The sequence below is a fragment of the Roseobacter sp. YIN89 genome, from assembly GCF_057219365.1.
The window spans coordinates 972,694-989,110 of record NZ_JBXVVD010000002.1 but is presented as its reverse complement, the minus strand read 5'-3'; the positions used below and the strand labels follow the sequence as shown (position 1 = coordinate 989,110).

Below are 16,417 nucleotides of genomic sequence, written 5' to 3'. Positions count from 1 at the left end.
CTTATATACAAATGCCGGGAGCCAAATCCTGTAGCGCGCGCAGTACACTTTGCGCGGTCAGCGAGGATGTCTTGGGGTTATCCGGCAGCGCGGCACCTCGTGTTGCATAGCTTAGGTCGTAATCTCCGCCGCTGGCGGAAATCTCATGCGTGTTCCCATGCGCTGTTGGGTCGGCCATCAAACTGACACGGGTTCGATCAAATCCAACACCCGCGAGGGCGACTGTGGCCACAACGTTCGCATTTTTTGGGAATGCCAAAGCCGCTTCGCGCGCTGTCCCCGAGAAAATCTCCGTTGGTTCGGTGATTGTTTTCAGGTCGTGTGTCTCGTCGGCAGGTGATCCCGACCAGCTTGCGGGTGGTTTGCGCGAGCAATAGCTGACCGTTTCGAGAAACGGACCAGCCGCGGCGAGGCCATCGATCCCGCCGATTGCCCCGGGAAAAACGCGCAGACGCGCGCCGCCGTTGGCGGCGGCAGATCGCAATGTGTCGAGACAGGGCGTATCTGCGAGCGCCCCGACCGAGACAATGGCCACATCGAGACCACGGCGCAAAAGGGCCGGAATCTCAGTGCGCACAGCATCGTGCCCTGCGCATTCCACAATCAGATCAAGATCATCCGGCAGTTCATCGGATGCACTGACCACCTTCAGGTGCGGACCGAACCGTCTTTGCACATCGTCTCGTTTTGCTGCACGGACTAATGCATGCGTTACTGTTACGCCCTTCGCTTTATCCGTGCCTTGAAGCACGGCGCGGCCAATGGCGCCAAGACCGATCAGTGCCACGCTGCGCGACGGGGAGCTCAAACGTCGAGCGCGTTGGTTTTCTCCCACGCGGAAAAATGTGCGCAGAAATCAAGCCACTCTTGATGTTTCAGTGTCAGAAACGCGTCTGAGAACTCTTCGCCCAATGCCGATTTTAATGCCTTGTCCTTGTCAAACGTGCGCAGTGCGTCGAGCAGGTTGAGAGGCAGCTTGGGTGCGCCACGCACCTTGTAGCCATCTGCGTACATGTCCATGTCGTATCGCTTGCCGGGATCAGCTTTTTCATCTAACCCGCGCAGCCCGGCTGCGATAATTACTGCCTGAAGCAAATATGGGTTGGTTGCGCCATCTGCGAGCCGTAATTCAAACCGCCCCGGGCCCGGAACGCGTACCATGTGCGTTCTGTTGTTGCCCGTCCACGTGACCGTGTTTGGCGCCCATGATGCGCCTGATTGCGCGCGCGGCGCATTGATGCGTTTGTAGCTGTTGACCGTCGGGTTCGTGATCGCTGCCATTGCCGTGGCATGTTTCATGATGCCGCCAAGAAAATACTTTCCTTGCTCAGAAAGCCCCAACTCGCCAGTGGGCCCATCGCCTTTGTCGGTGGCAAACACGTTGGTTTTGCCGTCTTTGTCCCATACCGATACATGCGCGTGACAGCCATTTCCTGTCAGGCCCTCTACCGGCTTGGGCATGAACGTTGCACGCAGACCGTGCTTTTCGGCCACCGATTTCACCATGAATTTGAAGAACGAGTGTTTGTCCGCGGTTTTGAGCACGTCATCAAACTCCCAGTTCATTTCGAACTGGCCGTTGGCATCTTCATGATCATTCTGGTAGGGCCCCCAGCCCAGTTCCAGCATGTAGTCGCAGATTTCCGCAATGACGTCATAGCGCCGCATCAGCGCTTGCTGGTCATAGCAGGGTTTTGTTGCCGTATCGCTGGGGTCGCTGATTTCGCTTGCATCCGCGGTCAGCAAAAAGAATTCGGCTTCGATGCCAGTTTTGACCCGCAACCCCAGTGCATCCGCTTCCGCCACCATGCGACGCAGTACGTTGCGTGGCGCCTGCGCGACCTCTTCGCCTTCCATCATCAGGTTGGCGGGAACCCAGGCGACATCCGGCTTCCAAGGTAGCTGGATTGCGGCAGACCGGTCCGGAATGGCCAGCATGTCAGGGTCGGCCGGGCTCATCTTGAGATAGGTCGAAAAGCCTGCAAAACCCGCGCCATCCTCCTGCATTTCGCCAATCGCGGCGGTTGGCACGAGCTTGGCTCTCTGTGCACCGAAAATGTCGGTGTAGGAGACCATGAAATATTTTACGCCTTTTTCTTCGGCGAATTTGACCAGATCTGTTGTCATCCTGTTTCCCTGTTATCTTCTGCGTGGTGCGCGCCCGGTATTCTTTGCCAGCCGCGCTTGGCTTGTCTAGTAAGAAGTCCCCGGCTTGCCGGGGTACCAGTCTGTCCCGGCCAAAGGAATCTTGGCCATCGCGGCCGCTTCGAGTGTGACGGCGCACAGGTCTTCCGGCTCGAGATTGTGTAGATGGTTTTTGCCGCAGGCCCGGGCGATCGTCTGTGCCTCAAGTGTCATGACCCTGAGGTAATTGTTCAGCCGGCGACCTCCTTCGATCGGATCGAGCCGCGCCATGAGCTTGGGATCCTGCGTTGTGATCCCCGCTGGATCCTGGCCTTCGTGCCAATCGTCGTAGGCTCCCGCCGTTGTTCCCATCGCTTCGTATTCCGCTTGCCACTTGGGGTCATTGTCACCCAGTGCGATCAACGCAGCGGTACCAATCGCCACCGCGTCAGCACCGAGTGCCATGGCTTTTGCGACATCTGCGCCTGTGCGGATACCGCCCGATACGACGAGTTGAACCTCGCGGTGCATACCAAGGTCCTGAAGGGCGCGGACGGATTCGCGGATGCAGGCGAGAATGGGCTGACCGACATGTTCGATGAAAACATCCTGAGTGGCCGCGGTGCCCCCTTGCATGCCGTCCAATACGACCACATCGGCACCTGCCTTTACGGCCAGAGTTGTATCGAAATAGGGCCGTGCGCCGCCCACCTTGATGTAGATCGGGACACGCCACCCGGTGATCTCTCGCAACTCCAGTATCTTGATTTCCAGATCATCTGGTCCTGTCCAATCAGGATGGCGACACGCAGAGCGCTGGTCGATCCCTTTTGGAAGGTTGCGCATTTCGGCCACGCGATCCGAAATCTTCTGACCCAGAAGCATGCCGCCCCCACCGGGCTTTGCCCCTTGACCGACAACGATCTCAATGGCATCCGCGCGTCGCAAGTCGTTCGGGTTCATCCCGTAGCGCGACGGCAGATACTGATAGATCAGCTTGTTCGAATGGCCGCGTTCCTCGTCGGTCATACCGCCGTCGCCGGTCGTAGTTGACGTGCCCGCCAGAGTCGCGCCGCGGCCCAAAGCTTCTTTTGCAGGGCCGGAGAGCGCGCCAAAAGACATACCCGCGATTGTTACAGGAATATCCAGTTTGATTGGGTTCTTGGCAAAACGTGTGCCGAGGGTAACATCTGTATCGCACCGCTCCCGGTACCCTTCGAGCGGGTAGCGGCTCATTGAGGCGCCAAGAAAAAGAAGATCATCGAAGTGGGGCAATTTACGCTTCGCGCCGCCGCCGCGAATGTCGTAGATACCCGTGGCGGCCGCGCGTCGTATCTCGGCATTCACCGGGTTTGAGAAGGTCGCCGACTGGATCGGAACAGTGCGGGGAGCGTGGTCGTCTTTCATCTGGCAGCCTCCTTAGTATGCGTTGTCGATATTGAAGTTGTAGAGCTTGCGCGCCGATCCGTACCGCTTGAATTCTTCCGGTTTGGCATCCGCGTCGGCCTGCGTCAGCAGGTCGGTCAACAGCTCGATGTGTTCCGGTCGCATTTCCTTTTCAACGCAGTCCGCGCCAAGCGATTTGACCGAACCGCGAACAAAAATCCGCGTCTCATAAAGGCTGTCTCCCAGTGCTTCGCCCGCGTTTCCGCACACGACCAAATTGCCTGATTGCGCCATGAAAGCGCTCATGTGACCAATGTTACCATGTACCACAATGTCGATGCCTTTCATCGAAATCCCGCATCGGGACGACGCATTGCCCTTGATCACGAGCAGGCCGCCGTTACCGGTCGCTCCAGCGTACTGGCTGGCGTCACCATCGATAACCACAGTGCCAGACATCATGTTTTCCGCAACGCCCGGTCCGGCAGACCCTTTTATGTGCACTGTCGCTTGCTGGTTCATCCCGGCGCAGTAGTACCCTGTCGATCCATTGACGGTGACTTCGATTGGGGCATCAAGACCGCAGGCCAGCGCATGCGCACCGCGCGGGTTGTCGATTTGCCAAAGTGTCTGGTTCGTGCTTTCCGATTGCGCGTGCAATGTGGCATTGAGCGTACGCAAATCGCTCGAGGCAAGATCAATCGTTTCCATTTCATGCCGCCTTTTTTGTCGGGGAGTTTGAGTGGCTCCAGAAATATACGGTTGCAGGTTCCGGTTCCCAGATACGGGCGTTCTCAATTCCGGGCAGGTCGACCAGCGCCCGATATTCCGAGCCGAAAGCCACGTATTGCCCGGTTTCAGCCATCACAGCCGGCTTGCACGCGATAGGGTCGCGCACGACGCCAAACCCGTCCTTCGTGCCCACAACAAAGGTGAAAAAACCGTCCAAATCCCTGAGGCTGCTTTGCAGCGCATCCCCAAGCGTGGCGCCCTGTTGCATACGCCAGGTCAGGTAGGCCGCCCCTACCTCGGTATCGTTTTCAGTTTCGATGTGAATACCTTCGCGTCGCAGTTTGCGTCGCAGCGAGTTGTGGTTGCTCAGCGACCCATTGTGCACGAGGCACTGATCCTCCCCTGTGTTGAAAGGATGCGCCCCCATTGTCGTCACTGCTGACTCCGTCGCCATGCGCGTGTGCCCGATTCCATGAGTTCCTGACATTGTTGCCAGATCAAAACGGGCGGCCACGTCCTTCGGCAGACCGACTTCCTTATAGATTTCTATGGTTTCGCCTCTGCTCATGGTGCGAAGGCTCGGATTAATTTCCGACAATGCCGCGCGCGCCACCGCCAAATGTTCGCTCGGCAGGCTGAGAACAGCATGCGTGTCTTTGACGGTCATCTCAGGGGCGACGCCGATATGCTTTTGGAAAGCTTCGGGTAATCCGGCAAAGCCCTTCTTGGGCGACTGAGACTGCACTACAAGTTTTGCGTGCCCTCGTTTTTCTTCGCCGTAGATCGCGATCCCGGCGCTGTCCGGCCCTCGATCCGTCATCGTGACGAGCATTGTGGTAAGCATTCGGCCAAGATCAGGCTGCAGCGCCTCGTCTTTAAGGAAAAGGCCGACAATTCCGCACATGATGAATCCCCTTTGATGGTCGCTTGGCAACGTCTGGATTGCCACCTTTTTAGCTACCATCAACGGGCCCGCGCCTCAACTAAAGAGAAACTTTTTTTCCCTGCAGTAATATTTCTTGCCGCTTCAAGTGCCGCAAAATTGTGCGTTCAGGTGTTCTGAGGATAACTGATGATGGCAAGATACCGTGCTGGCAACTCAATCAGACCTTCTGGACCATGCGGTGCATCTGCATCGAAAAACAGAGTGTCACCGGGCGCCAACGAATACACTGCATCGCCATGCCGGTAGTCTACCTTGCCCTCCAGCATGTAGATCGTCTCGATGCCACCATGCTGAAAGGTCGGAAAGATATCTGCCTCGTTTGAAAGGGTGATAAGATACGGTTCGACGATAACGCCGCTTGCATTTGCACCGATATGCCCCAGCAGATTGTACTGATGGTTGGCACGCGTTCCCTCGCGTTCAAGAACGACGCCCTGACCCGCCTTTGTGTGCACCGCCTGACGCTGCTCTTCAAATCCTTTGAAAAAGGCGGTCAGCGGTACGGAAAGCGCGTTCGCAAGTGTTTGCAGCGTGGTCAGGGACGGGGAGGTGTGACCGTTTTCGATTTTTGACAACATGCCGATCGAAAGGCCCGTCGTATTTGACAGTTCCGCAACTGTAATCCCTTGCAGACGGCGATGATGGCGGACCTCGCGCCCTAAGGCGACTTCGAGCACTTTCTCGCGTTCTTCGCGAACACTGTGAGGATTTTGGCTCAGGCTTGAGGGTTGTGCTCCGTGATCGGCACTCATTTCAGGTGGTCCTATTCCAGTCGGTCCCATTTGGTTAACTGATTGCCAACAGTATAAAAACGGTCCTGCAAATGAAACCGTTGTTGTGGGCGCAGAGTGCGGCGAGTTTCCGGTTCACCTTTAGGCGACCGATCGCGCGGCGGTTTCCAATGCGTGCCAAAACGACGCCGCCGATGACCTCGGCGCGAGAAACCGAACATGATGGCCGGTCTGAAAGCAAATCAGAAAACATCCCATCTGGTGCACGGTTGTGCGCTGTGCGTGCCCGGCCTCCATCTGTCGTACGGGAACCGCACAGAGGCGTTCGCAGGCATCCGCCGCGGCGACACCCGCGAGATCAAAGACCACCCATGCGTCAGTCTGATCCGTTATTGACACGCCCGGTCCGCAGTCTTTTGCAAGTTCGGCTGCAATATCCGGATACTGGTCGAACGGAGCGCTAACCAACCATTGATCGGCGCTCATCCAAATGGCGGAAAACCTGTCGGTCAAAGCGGCCCGGCCCGGGCCGGGTGCGGCGACGGTCAGCAAATCGCGCAAGCGCTGCCCTGTTTCGACGCCGCGACGTGTTGCCAGCGAAGCAAAAGAAAGGTCGCTCTTCTCGCTTAAGGTCAGGGTGCCAATGATGTCGCATCGGTCTTCTGTGCCTCCAAGGGCTGTTAGCGGCTGTAGATCAGTCACGCAAACGTTCTCCTTCAGGGTCCACAAAATGTGCGCTGACCAGTTCGACCTTGGTGTCCTCGCCGGTCAGCGGGCTGACAAGGCGCATCGTTTCTCCCAAACGCTCTGCGCCGTTTTTGACGAAAGCGAGTGCGATGTAGTGGCCCAAGGTCGGCGAGTAACAGGCCGATGTGACATATCCCTGGTCGTGTGCAGCATCAACAGGGCCTGTTTCATTCATAAGGTGTGCGCCTGCCGGAACCTTGGCGTCAGGCGAAACGGGTTTAAGGCCAACGAGCCTGAGTGCGTCTGGCGTGTTCAATCCCTCACGGCGCGACAACACTGAACCGATGCTGTCTTTCGCTGTGCTGACCATGCGGCTCATTCCAAGGTTCAGCGCGGTGGTTGTCCCATTCAATTCGTTGCCCGTGGCGTGGCCTTTCTCGATACGCATGACGCCAAGAGCTTCGGTCCCGTATGGGGTGATATCGAACTCGGCGCCGGCGTCCATGATCCGTCGGATCAGGGCATCGCCATATCGGGTTGGCACCGCAATTTCGTAAGCCAGTTCGCCGCTGAAAGAAATGCGAAACAGACGGGCTCGAAGCCCGCCACAAACAGTGACGTTCGCGCAGGCCATAAAGGGGAACGCATCGTTCGTGATCTCGAATTCTGGGTCGACGATCTTTTGCAAAACCTTGCGTGAATTGGGGCCTGCAACAGCAAATTGCGCCCAGGCTTCCGTTGTGGAAATGAGTTGCACGTCCATGTCCGGAAACAGACACTGCCGCACGAATTCCATGTGTCGGTAAACGCTCACTGCATTTGCGGTGGTTGTCGTCACGACAAAGTGGTCTTCGGCGAGACGGGCCGCGGTTCCGTCGTCCATGGCGATACCGTCTTCGCGCAGCATCAGCCCATAACGCGTTTTTCCGACCGCCAGCTTGGCAAATCCATTGCAGTATATGCGATTCAGGAAAGCCGCGGCGTCAGCGCCTTGTACATCAACCTTTCCAAGTGTTGTCACGTCGCATACGCCAACCGATCCGCGGGTGGCTGTGACCTCGCGGTCCACGCTTTCACGCCAATTCGTTTCACCGGCGCGGGGGAACCACTGTGCGCGCATCCAGTTGCCGGCCTCTACAAAGACTGCCCCTTGTTCGGTGGCCCATAGATGACTTGGGGTAAGCCGTGTGGGATGAAAATGCTTGCCGGTCGCGCGCCCGGCAAATGCACCAATGGCAACTGGCGTGAATGGCGGCCGATATATGGTAGTGCCGACCTCGGGGATCGCTTTGCCCGCCAGTTCAGCCATGATCGCAAGCCCGCCAATGTTCGACGTCTTGCCCTGATCTGTCGCCATCCCGAGCGTGGTATAACGTTTGAGATGTTCGACGCTGCGAAAGCCTTCCTGATAGCTCAAGCGGACATCCTTGACCGTCACATCGTTTTGCTGGTCGAGCCACGCCCGGCTTGCCCCCTCGACGTACCAGAATGGCTTGAGAGTAACGGGCGCGTCTTCCGCTGGCGGTATGTCGGGCACGCGTCCCTTCAGCGACAGGGCGCGGCGGGCGGCTTCCGCGCCTCCGCGCAAGGCGGCGGCGGTGGAAAATGCACCTGCAGCAGCGCCTGCCACGGACATGCCCGTTGGCAGTGTATCGCCCGGTACAAAGGCTGAGATATCTTCGTGCCACTTCGGGAAGCCGCGTTGATGGCATGTCAGGTGGACATTTGGGTTCCAACCGCCGGAAACGCCCAACATCCCACATTCGAGCGTGCGCATGCTGCCGTCGGCTTGCAGTACCTCGACAAAAGAAAGGCCGTGTCGTCCCTTGGTGTCGACAACCTGAGCGCCTCGCAAAACTTCGAACTCCAAAGACAGCGGCGCATCCTCACGTGTATCTACCACTGCCGCAATTTGTACGCCCTTCACGATCAGATCGCGTGCTGTCTGGTGGCCTTCGTCAGAGTTGGTGAATATCGCCGCCCGCATCGCCGGGGCCGCCGCAAATCGGTTGACGTAGGTGCGTGCGGCTGATCCCAGCATAATGCCCGGGCGGTCATTGTTGTTGAACGCAATGCCCCGTTCGATTGCGCCGGCGCAGAGCAGGGCGCGTTTGCTGTAGATGCGCCAGAGCGTCTGCCGGGGCTTGCCGGGGGACGGGGTATGCACATGGTCGCTCACCCTCTCAACAGCGCCGTAAATTCCATGGTCGAATGCGCCAATAACGGTGGTGCGCGACATGCAGCGGCAGTTGGGCATGCTTTCAAGCTCTGCGGCGACTTCCTGCGCCCATGCCTCTGCCGCTGTGTCGCCGACGGCAAGTGTTTCACTATTGAGCCGCCCGCCCAGCCGAAAATCCTCGTCGGCGAGGATCACGCTTTTGCCCGCACGCGCCGCAGTCAGTGCCGCCATCAGGCCTGCAGGCCCGGCACCAACCACAAGCAGGTCGCAATGTAAAAATCCTTTGTCGTAGCAGTCCGGATCGGCCCGCCCCGACAGTGAGCCAAGTCCAGCCGCACGCCGGATCAACGGCTCGTAGATTTTTTCCCAGAAGGCTGCCGGCCACATAAAGGTTTTGTAGTAGAAGCCGGCCGTCAGAAACGGCGACATCACGTCGTTCACGGCCATCAGGTCAAACCGTAAAGAGCCCACCCGGTTCTGACTGCGGGCCCAAAGCCCGTGGAACAATTCGGTGGTCGTCGCACGGGTGTTGGGTTCCTGCCGCGAACCACCGCGCAATTCGACCAAGGCATTGGGTTCCTCTGATCCTGCTGTGTAAGGACCGCGCGGTCGATGATATTTGAAAGAGCGGCCCATCAAGCGCACGCCGTTTGCCAACAGGGCAGACGCCAGCGTATCGCCGGGGTGGCCGCGATACTCCCGCCCGTCAAAGTGAAACTTGAGAGTGCGGCTGCGGTCAATCTGACCGCCAGTCAGGCGATTGGGCTGGCTCATGAAGTTCGCCCTTTTTGCCGCGCCACGTCCCGCGCCAGTTCTACTTTTGTTATTTCATGGGTCAGCGTGTTGCGCGTGACAACCAGCCATGACCTGTCGCCGCCTTCGTGGTACCAAAGCTCTCTGTGCTCTCCTGCAGGATTGTCCCGGAGGTGCAAGTATTCATGGAACGCTTCACCTGCGCTGTCTGCCAAACCGTCGGGTCTGTCGGTCAGACGGGCGTCGCCGAGATAGGTGAATTCGGCGGCGTCACGGGGGCCAAGCAGCGGATGGTTAATGATCATCAGTGCAGATTGGGCTGCGCGCCCACCCCCTTTTCGTCAATCATCAGACCCTTTTCAAATCGGTCGAACCGGTATTCGGTGGCCACTGGATGCGGCGTGTTCTTGGCAAGCAGATGGGCAAAGCAGTACCCGGAAGCGGGTGTCGCTTTGAAGCCACCATAGCACCAGCCACCGTTGAAATAGAGCTTATCAATATGGGTGCGGTCGATAATCGGGGAGCCGTCCATGGACATATCCATGATGCCCCCCCACATGCGCAGGACACGGGCACGGCCCAGCATCGGGAAGATCGCCATGCCACCCTCGCAAACGTCTTCGACAACGGGCAAGTTACCGCGTTGCGCATACGAGTTGTATCCATCGATGTCGCCGCCGAAGACGAGACCCCCCTTGTCGGACTGGCTGACATAGAAGTGGCCGGCACCGAATGTAACCACACCCGGCAGTATCGGCTTCAGACCTTCTGATACAAAGGCCTGTAGAACATGGCTCTCGATGGGCAGGCGCATGCCTGCTTTTTCCATCACGCGGCCCGACGAGCCTGCGACAGCAGTGCCGATCTTGCCGGCACCGATGTAGCCGCGTGACGTCTCAACGCCCTTGCAGACACCGCCTTCAATACGAAAGCCGGTTACTTCGCAGTTCTGCAATATATCGACGCCCAAACTGTCGGCTGCGCGAGCATATCCCCAAGCAACGGCATCATGGCGCACAGTACCACCTCGATGCTGGGCGAGGCCGCCTTTTATCGGGAAGCGGGCGTCGTCAACATTCAGAAATGGGTAGCGCTCTTTGATCTGGCGGGTGGTCAGCAACACAGCATCCGCGCCATTAAGAATCATCGCATTACCGCGGCGGATAAATGCATCGCGCTGTGCGTCGCTATGGATAAGGTTGAGAATACCGCGTTGACTGACCATCGCATTGTAGTTGAGATCCTGCTCAAGCCCTTCCCATAATTTCAGTGAGAATTCGTAGAACGGTTCATTGCCATCCAGCAGGTAGTTGGATCGGATGATCGTCGTATTCCGCCCGACGTTACCACCTCCAATCCACCCCTTTTCCACAACGGCGATGCGCTTTTGCCCGAAGGTTTTGGCGAGATAATACGCAGTGGCTAGCCCGTGGCCGCCGCCGCCGACAATAACGTAATCATAGTGTGGCTGTGGTTCGGGGTCGCGCCACGCCGGTGTCCACCCGCGATGACCCCTCAAGGCCTCCTTTATGACACGAAATCCCGAATACCGCATGCGCGAGTCGCCTCCTTTCTGGCAAGGTGGCACAGACAGCAAGATTTACCAGCGCTATTGCGGCACAATCCTTGACCGAGAGCGACATTGATTGAAATCCGGCCGGTTCCAGCGCAGTGTTCAGTAAACAACCGGCGGCGTCGCTTATGCATCTGAGCCTGCAAGAAAAAACCATCCTCAGCGGTCACAGCGGGACAAAAGGTGAAATGATCGCCCTGCGCATTGTCGCGGAAGCCGGCCGGATGCTGGGGGCGGAAAGGCTCATCCCGATTGCCTCAGCGCACATTGATGGATGCCTGTATCACGGAAAGTCCGGTACGCTCTTTTGCGAAATGCTGGTCGAGGCGGGTGCTCGGGTTTGTGTACCCGCCACCACAAATGTCGGGGCGCTGAATTTGCTTGATCCCCTGCAGTCACGCCTGCAGGGAGAAGTGCGGAAACTGGCATTCAGACTGATGGTGGCGCATGAGAAAATGGGCTGCAAACCCAGTTGGACCTGCGCGCCATATCAGGCGGGTGCGCGGCCCGAGCAGGGTACGGATGTGGCGTGGGGAGAATCCAACGCAGTTGCCTTTGTTAACTCAGCCCTTGGCGCGCGTACCAATCGTTATGGTGATTTTCTCGATATTGCCTGCGCGATTGCGGGACGGGCACCGTATTACGGTCTGCATGTTCCCGATAACCGACGCGCCGCACTTGTTTTCGATATCTCAAGGATTCCGCCTTCCTTGCAGGCAATGGATATCTTCTACCCCGTATTGGGGGCGCTGATCGGGCGGCGATCAGGAGAAGCAGTGGTGGCGGTCACGGGTCTGCAAGCAACGCCGGACGACGACAATTTGAAAGCGCTGTTCGCCGGTGCGGCAGCGACCGGTGCCGTCGGTCTTTTGCACGTGGTGGGGGTAACGCCCGAAGCCGCAGATCTTGCCCGTGTCACGGGGGCTGATCCGTCGCTGCCGCGCGTTTGTGTGGATGAACAGATGCTGCGGGCGGAGCGTGATCATCTGAGCACGCTTGCACCAGGTGCCAGAATTGATTGCGTTGCCATGGGAAGCCCGCATCTGTCAGCCCGGGAATGCCAGCAAATTCTGGCACTCACAGGTGACCGTAAATTCTCCGTGCCGGTGTATCTTTGCACTGGTCGGCACACCATGCATGCGCTGGCCCGGACGGGTGCAGACATGGCCTTGAAAGCGCTGGGCGCCGTCTTTGTTGTCGACACATGTGTAGTCGTGACGCCCGTTCTGCCCGATGTTCCGGGCGTCATGATGACCAATTCCGCCAAGTTCGCGCATTATGGCGAAGGCAACACGGGGCATGCGACAGTGCTTGGTAGCATGCAAAGCTGTATCACCTCGGCGCAAGCGGGCAAAATCGTTCCCGACGATCGGGGCAGCTTGTGACGTGGCGCGCCGAAGTCTTGTGGCCCGGCACAGCGCAGGGCCCGGTTTTGCGTTTTGATGCGCCGATCAGCTTTTGGGGCGGCATTTGCCCTGACACCTCCCGCGTGACGTTGGCTGGCCATCCGCAGGAGAACCAAACGATATGCGATCAAATCTGTGTGGTCCCCGAACCGATCGGGTCGAGCAGTTCGTCCGCTATCCTGCTGGAATTGTTGCACAATGGGCGTGCGCCGCGCGCAATCATTCTGGGCAAGAGAGATGCAATCCTTCCCATTGGGGTCGTGGTTTCGGCCGAAATGGGATGGCCGGTGATCTCCCTGCTCGTGTTGGCAAATCCCCCGTTTCAAACCGGTCAAAATCTGATTTTGTCAGCGTCGGGGCAGATCATGGAACTCGGCTGATCTTGTTAGTGCAGCGCTGGTTGTGGACCGATTGTGAAACTGCCAGTGTAGCGGCCATGACACCCGTACTCTACTCCTTCCGCCGCTGCCCTTATGCTATGCGCGCCCGGTTGGCGATCGTGGCGGCGGGTGCCAAAGTGGAACTGCGCGAGGTGGTGCTGCGCGACAAACCACAAGCCTTTCTTGACGCCTCTGACAGCGGGACAGTGCCGTGCCTTGTCACACCTGAGACCACCTTGGACGAAAGCCTCGATATAATGGTTTGGGCGCTTAGGAAAAGCGACCCGAACCGGTGGTTGGACATGCCCGACGAGGGGTGGGATCTGATCGCGCGGTGCGACGGGCCATTCAAGCACGCGCTGGACAGGACAAAATACGCAACACGCTATCCTGACGCCGATCCTGAAGCGATGCGTGACAGAGCAATGGCCTTTTTGCACGATTTGGAACGTGACATGACACAGTGGGTTTATGGGGCACCCAGCCTTGCTGATTATGCGCTGCTGCCCTTCGTCCGGCAGTTTGCCTTTATCGACAAGGCAAGGTTCGACGCGGATGCAGGCCCACGTGTTCGAGGGTGGTTAACACGTTTTCTCGACTGCGACTGCCTTGAAGTGATTATGCCCAAATTCCCGCAATGGCATGCAGGAGACCCGCCCGTTTTTTTCCCGTAAATGAGGCCCCTGCGGGCTTTGGCTTGCGTGGGAACGCACAATCCGGCTACATCTGCACCCCGGCGCAGCAGGAGGAACTGCCATGTACATAGGTCTGGACTTGGGCACATCGGGGCTGAAGGCAATTCTGTGCGACGAAGCAGGTGCCGTGCTTGACGCCGCCGAAAACCATTACGAAAACCCGCATCCCAAGTCTGGTTGGTCTGAACAGGATCCCGCCGATTGGATAGCGGCCTGCGAGACCGCTTTTGATGCTTTTGCTGCGCGGCACCCGGCGGCGTTTGCCGCGGTAAAGGGAATTGGACTGAGCGGTCAGATGCATGGTGCCACGCTTGTGGACAGCAAAGACCATGTGTTGCGCCCGTGCATGCTGTGGAATGATACCCGCGCCGCCGAGCAAGCCGCTTGGCTTGATGCGCAGCCGCAGATGCGGGACATCACTGGTAATATCGTTTTTCCAGGGTTCACCGCGCCCAAGGTCATGTGGTTGGAAAAGAACGAACCGGAGCTCTTTGCCCAAATTGCAAAAGTGCTGCTGCCAAAAGACTATTTACGGCTTTGGCTGACGGGCGAGCATGTTGGCGAAATGTCGGATGCGGCTGGAACCTCGTGGCTTGATGTGGGCAAGCGCGATTGGTCGGATGCAGCGCTTGCAACGAGCAATATGCGGCGCGATCAGATGCCTCGCCTGTGCGAGGGCAACGAGCCCAGCGGCGAGATGCGCAAAGCCTTGCGCGACCGATGGGGGATCACGGGGCCGGTGGTGATTGCAGGCGGTGCTGGCGACAATGCTGCGGCGGCCTGTGGTGCGGGCTGCTTTGAGGAAGGGCAGGGGTTCGTATCATTGGGTACCTCTGGCGTTCTGCTGGCCGCAAAAGATACTTTTGCTCCTGATCCTGCGACTGCGGTGCACACATTTTGTCATGCGGTGCCGCAAACATGGTACCAGATGGGGGTCATCCTTGCGGCGACAGATTGCATGAACTGGCTGTCGCGTTCTTTGGGGCAAAGCCCGGCTGAGCTTGCAGGATTACTACCGGACAATGCGCGGGGACCTTCCGACCTGATGTTCCTGCCTTACCTGTCCGGTGAACGCACGCCGCATAATGATGCGCGGGTTCGTGGCGCGTTCATTGGCCTTGATGTCAGCCACGGGCCTGCTGACCTCACGCAGGCAGTTATCGAAGGTGTCTGCTTTGCGCTGCGCGATTGTCTTGCGGCGCTAGAAGGCACAGGTACCCGGTTTTCCAGTGTCTTGGCGATGGGTGGGGGCGCACGGTCTGCTTTCTGGCGCGATACGCTCGCAACTGTTTTGGACGTGCCTTTGTCTATTCCGGCTGGCGGGGAGTTTGGTGCGGCGCAAGGGGCGGCACGGCTTGGCATGGCCGCTGCCGGGGCAGGTGCGTTGCAGGAAATCATGTCACAACCAAAAATCGGCTCTGTGCAGGAGCCGAACCCTGCGTTGGCCGCGCAGTATCAGGCACGCTGGAAGACGTGGCGGAAAATGTATCCCGCGATTACCGACGCTTTGGGATCACGTTAAAGAGCCCTCGTCCTGAGTGCGGCGACCTCCTCTAACGCTTGAGCCGCCGCGCCGCGTGCCCACATCAGATCGTCCCATCCGTGCGCACGCAGTCGGGGTGTCGGGGCGTCCAACTGGGCGACCATGGCGCGTACCTGCGCAAAGACTTCTGGCGCACACAACGGGTGTGCTGCTCCAATCTGGCTTGCGACAATAATTTCCTGCGGATCGAACAGATTGATCAGATTGGCCAGCCCCATCGCAAAGCTGCGCTGCGCCATTGCGACTGCGCCCGTTGCGGCCTTGTCACCTTGTTGCGCGGCGGACACGACCGCATCAAAGTCAACAAACGCGTCATGATCTGCTGCGCGGTTGGCTGCGGTCACGACGGCGTATTCGCCGGCGTAGGCTTCCAGACATCCGGTTTGCCCGCATTGGCACAATGGCCCGTCGGGCGTGATTTTGGTGTGGCCGAATTCCGCTCCACACCCCCGCGCGCCACGATGCAGCGCTCCGTTCAAAACGATTCCAAGCCCGATACCGTGTTCGACCGTTGCGACCAGAAAACTATCCAATCCCCTGCCCAATCCGAATAGGTGCTCGGCCTTGGCGACAAGGTTTACATCGTTCTCGATAAAAACGGGGCAGGGCATGACCGCTTGCAGGTCGGCGGCGAACCCGACGCTCCTGTCTGTGAGGGAGGATGACCAGTGGACAAAACCTGTGGCACCATCGACATAACCTGCCAGCCCGATCACCACGGCCGACAGCGCGCTGACAGGCAACGCGTTCCGTTGGCAGGCGGCTTGCAAAGCATCCATGACTTCCGATCGCAAACCTTCGGGAGAATATTGGCGTTGCGGCAAAGGGTGCTCGGCGTGACCAATCACTGCCCCGGTGAAATCTGTTAGCATGACTGTGATGGATTGTGCGCCAACCTTCATACCGGCCACCGTGGCCGAAGCCGGGTTAAGGACAAGCCGCGCCCGCGGCCGTCCGCGTTTCATGCTGTCGGGCTTTTCGCTTTGATCTTCTGGGCGGATCATCTGCGCGGCAAGAAGTTCGGACGTGACTGCGGTTACAGTTGCCGGACTCATTCCTGTAATCTGCGCGATATCAATACGTGCAATTGGTCCGTGCAGACGAATGGCGTCCAGAACACGCACCCTGCCGACCCAGCGCGGGGCAAGAGTATGCGCATTCGACTGTTTTGTTCCGGACACCTTTGATCCCTCTCAAGTCGCCAATTTCGGGTAGTGTATCCTATTTATTTTGACATATGAATTAAATTCGAATATCGCTGAACTGAACACCTGTACTAGCA

The 16,417-nt window shown here is 58.3% G+C and carries 15 protein-coding genes; 4 read left to right on the top strand and 11 right to left on the bottom strand.

Annotation, left to right across the window (positions count from 1 at the left end; genetic code table 11):
* Nucleotide 1 precedes the first annotated feature (1 nt).
* The 10 genes from AC2D8V_RS11025 to AC2D8V_RS10980 all read right to left on the bottom strand — a co-directional run bounded on the left by AC2D8V_RS11025 (nt 2) and on the right by AC2D8V_RS10980 (nt 11,093).
* Nucleotides 2-787: an aspartate dehydrogenase gene (locus AC2D8V_RS11025; protein WP_484733575.1), complete on the bottom strand. Its 786-nt coding sequence runs from the start codon at nt 785-787 to the stop codon at nt 2-4.
* A 17-nt stretch (nt 788-804) separates the two neighbouring features.
* Nucleotides 805-2,127: a type III glutamate--ammonia ligase gene (gene glnT / locus AC2D8V_RS11020; protein ID WP_484733574.1), complete on the bottom strand. Its 1,323-nt coding sequence runs from the start codon at nt 2,125-2,127 to the stop codon at nt 805-807.
* 66 nt (nt 2,128-2,193) lie between these two features.
* Entirely contained in the window at nt 2,194-3,531 is a 1,338-nt protein-coding gene (locus AC2D8V_RS11015) for an FMN-binding glutamate synthase family protein (RefSeq protein WP_484733573.1), read from the bottom strand.
* A 12-nt stretch (nt 3,532-3,543) separates the two neighbouring features.
* On the bottom strand, nt 3,544-4,221 hold the full coding sequence (locus AC2D8V_RS11010; RefSeq protein ID WP_484733572.1) for a protein GlxC: 678 nt from the start codon (nt 4,219-4,221) through the stop codon (nt 3,544-3,546).
* Nucleotide 4,222: 1 nt separating this feature from the next.
* The gene (locus tag AC2D8V_RS11005) at nt 4,223-5,146 is read right to left on the bottom strand and encodes a class II glutamine amidotransferase (protein WP_484733571.1); all 924 of its coding nucleotides are present in this window, start codon (nt 5,144-5,146) and stop codon (nt 4,223-4,225) included.
* Nucleotides 5,147-5,292: 146 nt separating this feature from the next.
* Complete coding sequence (locus AC2D8V_RS11000) at nt 5,293-5,940, bottom strand: helix-turn-helix domain-containing protein (protein WP_484733570.1); 648 nt, start codon at nt 5,938-5,940, stop codon at nt 5,293-5,295.
* A gap of 120 nt (nt 5,941-6,060) precedes the next feature.
* Nucleotides 6,061-6,621, bottom strand: coding sequence for a sarcosine oxidase subunit gamma (locus AC2D8V_RS10995; protein ID WP_484733569.1), 561 nt, complete (start codon nt 6,619-6,621; stop codon nt 6,061-6,063).
* Complete coding sequence (locus AC2D8V_RS10990; protein WP_484733568.1) at nt 6,614-9,559, bottom strand: sarcosine oxidase subunit alpha family protein; 2,946 nt, start codon at nt 9,557-9,559, stop codon at nt 6,614-6,616. The genes AC2D8V_RS10995 and AC2D8V_RS10990 overlap by 8 nt, the downstream gene beginning before the upstream one ends.
* The gene (locus AC2D8V_RS10985) at nt 9,556-9,843 is read right to left on the bottom strand and encodes a sarcosine oxidase subunit delta (protein ID WP_484733567.1); all 288 of its coding nucleotides are present in this window, start codon (nt 9,841-9,843) and stop codon (nt 9,556-9,558) included. Before AC2D8V_RS10985 ends, AC2D8V_RS10990 begins: the two co-directional genes overlap by 4 nt.
* On the bottom strand, nt 9,843-11,093 hold the full coding sequence (locus tag AC2D8V_RS10980; RefSeq protein ID WP_484733566.1) for a sarcosine oxidase subunit beta family protein: 1,251 nt from the start codon (nt 11,091-11,093) through the stop codon (nt 9,843-9,845). Before AC2D8V_RS10980 ends, AC2D8V_RS10985 begins: the two co-directional genes overlap by 1 nt.
* 146 nt (nt 11,094-11,239) lie before the next feature.
* Here AC2D8V_RS10980 and AC2D8V_RS10975 point away from each other — a divergent pair, with 146 nt between their 5' ends.
* From AC2D8V_RS10975 to xylB, 4 genes are all read left to right on the top strand, one after another.
* Nucleotides 11,240-12,496, top strand: a complete 1,257-nt coding sequence (locus AC2D8V_RS10975) for an aconitase X (RefSeq protein ID WP_484733565.1) — start codon at nt 11,240-11,242, stop codon at nt 12,494-12,496.
* Nucleotides 12,493-12,897 carry an aconitase X swivel domain-containing protein gene (locus tag AC2D8V_RS10970; RefSeq protein WP_484733564.1) on the top strand — a complete coding sequence of 135 codons (405 nt, stop codon included), beginning with the start codon at nt 12,493-12,495 and terminating at the stop codon, nt 12,895-12,897. The genes AC2D8V_RS10975 and AC2D8V_RS10970 overlap by 4 nt, the downstream gene beginning before the upstream one ends.
* A 56-nt stretch (nt 12,898-12,953) precedes the next feature.
* A complete protein-coding gene (locus AC2D8V_RS10965) occupies nt 12,954-13,571 on the top strand; it encodes a glutathione S-transferase (RefSeq protein ID WP_484733563.1) in 618 nt (205 codons plus the stop codon).
* 82 nt (nt 13,572-13,653) lie between these two features.
* Nucleotides 13,654-15,114, top strand: a complete 1,461-nt coding sequence (xylB, locus tag AC2D8V_RS10960; RefSeq protein WP_484733562.1) for a xylulokinase — start codon at nt 13,654-13,656, stop codon at nt 15,112-15,114.
* Here the strand turns inward: xylB and AC2D8V_RS10955 are convergent.
* Nucleotides 15,111-16,316, bottom strand: coding sequence for an ROK family protein (locus AC2D8V_RS10955; RefSeq protein ID WP_484733561.1), 1,206 nt, complete (start codon nt 16,314-16,316; stop codon nt 15,111-15,113). The genes xylB and AC2D8V_RS10955 overlap by 4 nt on opposite strands.
* Nucleotides 16,317-16,417: the final 101 nt, after the last annotated feature.